Here is a 6,557-nt window from a genome sequence, read left to right as displayed (position 1 = left end):
TCAAGATGAGTGTTCTCACCACTTTAAGTGGGTAAGGTCACGGGCAGAACACCCGTTTATAGGCTCTATGTGGAAGTACAGTAATGTATGTAGCAGAGGGGTACTAATAGACCGAGGGCTTGACCTCATCATTAATTCGTAATTCATAATTCGTAATTCGTAATTATGGGTTGCTAATTATCAACACATTGGTTTCGCGTTACTTGCAGTCTTCAGGGTTTTTAACGATTTTTGATAATTCTTTAATTTTCAATTATCAATTGTCAATTATCAATTCCCAACGGGTTTTCCTGGTGTCTATGGCGCGGTGGAACCACACTGATCCCTTCCCGAACTCAGAGGTGAAACGCTGCTGCGGCGACGATAGTTGAGGGGTTGCCCTCTGTCACAATAGCTCGATGCCAGGTTTAATATTTAACAACAATTTAACAACAATGCCTCCTCTATTTATTTAGAGGAGGTTTTTGTTTTGGCGACTGTAGAAAGTTTATATTGAAGGTTAAGCCCAAAACAACGAAATAACGTAGGTTGGGTTGAGGAACGTTCGCGAAGCGTGCCGAAGGCATAACCCAACATTTACAAGGGTTTGTTGGGTTTCACTTCGTTCAACCCAACCTAGAAAAATCCTTAACCGAACAGTATTGGACTCTTGCTTATTGTCTCTTGCCTAGAGCGTAGTTCTATAATAGCATTTACCTAACTGGCTGTATTGGTATAAAAAAACGTAGCGCAAACCTCCAAAACTAGGTAAAAAACTAAAATAATACTACACAGGACTTACGCAACTGGCACATTGATAAGGTGCGTCAGAATAAATTTTGTAAATAAATAGATTCTTGCACCGTTCATGATGAATTTTACATGAGTGGCGATCGCACAAAACTTACCAATAATTAAAGAGTCATCACCAGTCACCAATCATAATATTGGGTGATTTGATGCAGTTTTTAATAAAGCAAACTCGGTGATGTTCTGCTATTGGATAGGGATTTTGAGGATTTGGTCTAAATTGTTCTATTAATTCCATTAAATTCTCACTTTCCTATTTCATCAATTGCCAAATTTTAACAGTTTTATCTGAACTACCACTAGCAAGAACTTTACCATCCGCACTCAGGGAAATAGAATTTACTACCCCAGAATGTCCTGTTAAAGTTTGTAAAACTTCACCTGTAGAAATATCCCAAATTTTAATAGTAGAGTCAGCACTACCACTACAGATAAATTTACAATTTGGACTCACAGCCAAAGATTTTACTTTATTTGTATGTCCATTTAAAGTATTTATTAACTTACCTGTACTTAACTGCCAAATTTTAATAGTAGAGTCAGCACTACCACTAAACAAATATTCTCCATTGGGACTGATAGCTATTGATGTAACTTCTCCTAAATGACCTGCAATAGTACGTAAATGATCACCTGTGCGGGGATTCCACAATCTAATTTTGTGATCTGAACTGCCACTAGCGAGAATTGTACCATCAGGACTTATGGCAACCGCGTGAACCTCCGATGAATGCCACAAAGTACAAATTCTTTCTCCTTTTTGTAAATTCCAAATTTTGATTTTATTACTGCCACTAGCGAGAATTGTACCATCGGGACTAATTGTGACTACATTAACTGGTTTTTGATGTCCTAAAAGTGTATGGATTAGTTTACCAGTGTTCAAATGCCATACTTTGACATTACTTTGTGGATGTTCACAACTACCCACAGCCAAAAAATTACTATCTGGACTGATAGCTACAGACGAAACAGCACCTAAATTTCCTGTGAGAGTGCGAATTAATTTACCTGTTTGTAGATTCCAAATATTGATGGTTTTATCTGCACATCCACTAACTAAAATCTCATGATCTGGACTTATTGCTACAGAAGAAACTTTCCCAGAATGTCCATTGAGAGTATAATTAAGATGCGCCATTCCCAAATTACGATTATTTTTCAGAATGGCTATTTCTTCTAAAAGACTCTCTACATAAACAAGATTATTGCTATCACCAATAGCGGCAAAATATTGTTTTAAAGTAGTGATATAATTCTCATCATCGATTTTCAATGCTAGTTGCATTGCCTTTAATGGGTGAGTGACTTCTGTTAATGATACTTGCCGTATTTGCAACCAGGTATTAATGGAGTAATCAACTTGTTCCTGTAACCAAAAAGAATTAGAAACATGAGATAAACTTTGAGCTAATTGTAAAGCAATTTCTGGAACTTTTAACCGTCTTTCATTTTTGAAAGCTTCGTAAAGTTGTTTATAACTATCAGTAATTACCTCTAAAACTTGTCTATCTATTCCTTCATTAATTAAACTTGGTAGCAATTTTGGTAACAAGGGAGGTACATCATAATGCACCAAGTGATAAACATCTGTCACCCAAGCAGTAACTAAACAATGAGAGGTAATTAAAACTTGATAAAGATATTCCCAGTCTTGGGAAGAAATTTCATATTCTACTGATAAATAACTAACATCTATTCCTTGAGATTGCCATTTTTCTATCTTCTCTAAAATTACCAAATTGCGGTTTTTCTCTTTACCTAAATCGTTAATTACTTCTAAATCTTCACCTAATGCTAACAATTGATTTTTAACATTTCTCCATTCTAAAGCCCGATTTTTAGCAGAATCTTGTAAAATTTGCTTATAGGGTAATTTAGAAATAGTTTTATAGTAATAATTATCTTGTCCTAATCCCCAATAACCAATGCGGAAATTTAGATAATCTCCATCTTTTTCTGATTCTAAAATTAAAGTAGGTTGGTTTTTTAAAGCACTAAATAAAGCCTTGATGCTAGATTCACTATGAAACCGTTTACTATCCCAAGCACCAGCTAAAAATTCTATGGGTCTTTCTTGATGATGCAAAGAATAATAATTATTGATAAATTCACGCAAACCTTCAGCTAATTTTAGTTCAATTTCATCAGTAAATTTTGAAGGTTGCACCTCAAATTTATCAAACTGTATTTGTGGTGCTGCTAACAAAACTTTTAATGGTGTGTGTTGATAATTAATAGAAGATTCTAAAAGTTGGGAAGGATATAATCTCAATGGCCAACTATCCAGAATTTTATGCACTTCTGGTAGTCTAATTGCTGTTTCTTTTTCTTGATTAGCTATTTTTAATTGTGTGGCATGATGGTAAACTGCTAATTGCTGTTGTTGGTTCAATTCAGTTTTAGTAATATCTAATTTTGTAACATTATCTACTGTGTGAATGAAATCTTGAATTACTTGAAAAATTGGCGAATTGTCTGTTTTTGAGTTACTTGATGTTTGCTTGTGGATGATGTTTACCATTACAGGTGCAAACTCTAACACCAGTTGAATGAGTAGATTTAATCCTGGTTGCATAAAAAAATCCTAATGACTATCTAATACAATTAATCCAAATCTTTTGTTAACTTAATTACAAGAACTATGAAATTTCCACACAGGTAATTTTATTGACCTACTTCTACCTTTGATGATTGAGAAAATTAATACATATTCCCTATGCTACTATCTTAGGGCATAGTTTTGAGTGACTAACTAAAGATTATAATATAAATGAATTGATAGCAACCATAAAAATGTCAAACATCGGCTAAATTTACAACCTAGCTAATGTTTGACTAGCAAATTTCCATATATATTGAGGAATTTAGTTTGTTATTTTGATAAATTGGCCTGATTGAGTTGAGACTAATGTAAACTCTAAATTTTAGCTAATAGCTGCTATTTTTAGCTATGATTATTGTCTCAAATTCCTAATTTTTGGATAATTAGAATTTTATTCCTAGTTGTCCATTGAAACCGCGTATAGAATGGTATCCCGCACCGAGAAAAATATGTTTGGTGGCGTTTGCTTGTACACCACCGGAAAAAGCTACACCTTTATCTTCTGAATAGTAACCAACTCCAACGTAAGGAGAAATTACAGGTAAATTGATGAATTTTAAGACATCTGCACCTGTAGCACCGTCTTCACCTGTTCCTACTTCTACACCTAAACTTAATGCTTTAGCACCTACAGCGTAAGTAACGTCTCCATCTTTTCCACCGACGGAAACCCAAGGTTGGGGTACAATTTGTGCTGATGCTTGACTGGGGTTTAATAATACTAAGAAACCCAGGGATGTGATGAGTGTTTTAATAATAACTTTTGGTTTCATTTTTATATCTCACGCAAAGACGCAAAGAAAGAAAGGAAGTGATAGAGAAATAAAGACTAAGAAAAGCAAGGGTATGCTTTCCAAATATGACTATTGCTAGTACAACAGTTTATACGACGTATTGGAATAGCATAAGTGCCTGAATTTGAAAAAGACGCAAAAGAAGATAATTTCTCTCTGCGTCTTTTCGCTATCAACAGCTTTTACTTACTACATCCTTTCTAAAACTTTAATTCCCAGCAAATCTAATCCTAGTTTTAGGGTTCTTGCTGTTAAATAGCATAACATCAAACGTGATGTTTTGATGGGTTCTTCTGATTTTAAGACTGGGCAACTTTCATAAAACTTATTAAACTTACCACTCAACTGATACAAATAATCACATAAACGATTTGGTAACAAATCTTTCTCAACCTCATTAATTACTTGATCTAATAGTAATAGGTGTTTTGCTAAAGAAATCTCAGTTTCTTCTTGCAAAATAAAATGAGTCTTGATTTCTTCATTTTGCTTTTGGTCGTATTTGCCAAATAAGTTTTCCTTAAAATTTGCAAGCTTTCCGACCAGTTTCTTCCTTTCATCTACTTTGAGTAGATACCTGTAAATAAACCAGCTACTATAACTAATACCTACTAATTCAAATAAAGGAGATATTAATGGTATTTCATTAATTGCACTCAAAACATTAATTGCTATTTTGCTGGCTATTATTGATCCTATACTTATTCCTATAGGAACAATCATCTTCCGCCACTTCGCACTAACCTGTAAATTTTTAACGACTACATTATTTTTCAGATTTTCGGCTTCAATGCTACCTTTACGAGCAATGCTTTGTATTCTAGCATAAGCATATAGCATATAAGGTGCTGTATTGCCTTTCAGGTCAAGCATCTTATCATAGCTAAAAACATAATTGCTAGTGCGATTTTGGCTTAAATCGGCATATTTTACCGCACTAATACCAACGATATCAGCAACATTTTTAATAAATTGTTCTGTTTCTTCTCTACCTTCTTCTTTTAATCTTGCTTCTAAATCTGTTCGAGAGCGAGATATTGCTTCATCTAATAAGTCTTTTAACCGGACTGTATCCCCAGAACGAGTTTTAAATTTCTTCCCGTCATCTCCTAAAACTAAACCGAAGGGAACGTGAACAATTTCCACATCATTTGGTATCCAATCTGCTTTTTTAGCAACTTGGAAAAATTGAGCAAAGTGGTTTGCTTGTCCTGCATCGGTGACGTAAATTATCCGTTTTGCTTGATCTTCTTCAATTCTATAACTTAGTGCTGCTAAATCTGTGGTTGCATAGTTATAACCACCATCTGTTTTTTGAACAATTAAGGGTAAAGGTTCACCTTCTCTGTTAGTAAAACCTTCCAAGAAAACACATTTTGCTCCTTGGTTTTCTTCTACTAATCCTGCTGTTTCTAAATCTGCTACTACTTTGGGTAATAAGGGGTTATAAAATGATTCTCCTCTTTCAATTAATTTGATATCGAGTAAATCATAAATTACTTGAAATTCTTTTCTTGATTGTTCACATAATAGTTTCCAAGCATGAAGGGTATCTTCTGCTCCTGCTTGTAATCTTACGACTTCTTGACGTGCTGTTTCTTGAAAGTTTTCATCTGCATCAAATCTTTGTTTTGCTTGGCGATAAAAACTAACTAAATCTCCTATATCTAAAGCGTTAGCAGTAGTTAATGCTTCGGGGTAAACTTCCCGCAAATAAGCAATTAACATCCCAAATTGCGTACCCCAATCACCGACATGATTTAATCTTTTTACTTCATGTCCGCGAAATTCTAAAATCCGCGCAATACAATCACCGATAATTGTAGAACGTAGATGTCCTACGTGCATTTCTTTGGCAATGTTGGGACTAGAAAAATCAACTATTTCCTTTTGTGGGTTTTGTACTTTGGGAACTCCTAAACGGGGATCTGTGTTAATAGCGTTGAGTTGTGCTTCGAGATAGGATGTTTGTAATTTTAAATTAATAAAACCGGGACCAGCAATTTCTGGTGGTTCGCAAATTTCTGATACATCTAATTTTTCTACAATAGCAGTGGCGATCGCTCTTGGTTGCATTCCCAATTTTTTACTCAAAGATAAAGCCACATTGGCTTGAAAATCACCAAATTTAGGATTACTTGCAGGTACTAAAATGGGATCTACTTGAGTATAATCTGCTCCAAATGCAGCCGCCAAAGCTTGTTGTAGTTTAATTTTTAGTTGTTCTTGTGTAGCTTTCATGTTCAAATCTTATTTGTTCTGATCTGTATTAAAGGTGCGATCGGCTGCTAGAAATTGTTATATTGCCAAATGCTTGATTATTTTAACTTGATAACAGTTAATTACGAATTACGAATTACGAATTACGA

Annotated in this window: 3 protein-coding genes, 2 rRNA genes and 1 pseudogene; 2 read left to right on the top strand and 4 right to left on the bottom strand. The window is 34.5% G+C overall.

The genetic code is table 11. The features are described from left to right. Together H6F45_RS16185 and rrf are read left to right on the top strand one after the other, a co-directional pair. Positions 1-127: ribosomal RNA gene (locus H6F45_RS16185) — 23S ribosomal RNA — on the top strand; the annotation flags it as partial. Positions 128-289: 162 nt separating this feature from the next. Beyond that, a 5S ribosomal RNA gene (gene rrf / locus H6F45_RS16180) occupies positions 290-407 on the top strand. A 430-nt stretch (positions 408-837) separates the two neighbouring features. On the opposite strand, the pseudogene H6F45_RS26620 reads toward rrf, so the two are convergent. From H6F45_RS26620 to argS, 4 genes and pseudogenes are all read right to left on the bottom strand, one after another. Further along, positions 838-1,027: pseudogene (locus H6F45_RS26620) on the bottom strand (chloramphenicol acetyltransferase); the annotation flags it as partial. A 15-nt stretch (positions 1,028-1,042) separates the two neighbouring features. Then, positions 1,043-3,367, bottom strand: a complete 2,325-nt coding sequence (locus H6F45_RS16175) for a WD40 repeat domain-containing protein (RefSeq protein ID WP_190347686.1) — start codon at positions 3,365-3,367, stop codon at positions 1,043-1,045. 410 nt (positions 3,368-3,777) lie between these two features. After that, positions 3,778-4,167 carry a hypothetical protein gene (locus H6F45_RS16170; RefSeq protein ID WP_187040233.1) on the bottom strand — a complete coding sequence of 130 codons (390 nt, stop codon included), beginning with the start codon at positions 4,165-4,167 and terminating at the stop codon, positions 3,778-3,780. A gap of 210 nt (positions 4,168-4,377) precedes the next feature. After that, entirely contained in the window at positions 4,378-6,429 is a 2,052-nt protein-coding gene (gene argS / locus H6F45_RS16165; protein ID WP_190347685.1) for an arginine--tRNA ligase, read from the bottom strand. Between the last annotated feature and the right edge of the window lie 128 nt (positions 6,430-6,557).

Source organism: Sphaerospermopsis sp. FACHB-1194, from assembly GCF_014696235.1.
GTDB classification, from domain to species: domain Bacteria; phylum Cyanobacteriota; class Cyanobacteriia; order Cyanobacteriales; family Nostocaceae; genus Sphaerospermopsis; species Sphaerospermopsis kisseleviana.
This window is presented reverse-complemented; position numbering and strand designations above follow the sequence as displayed.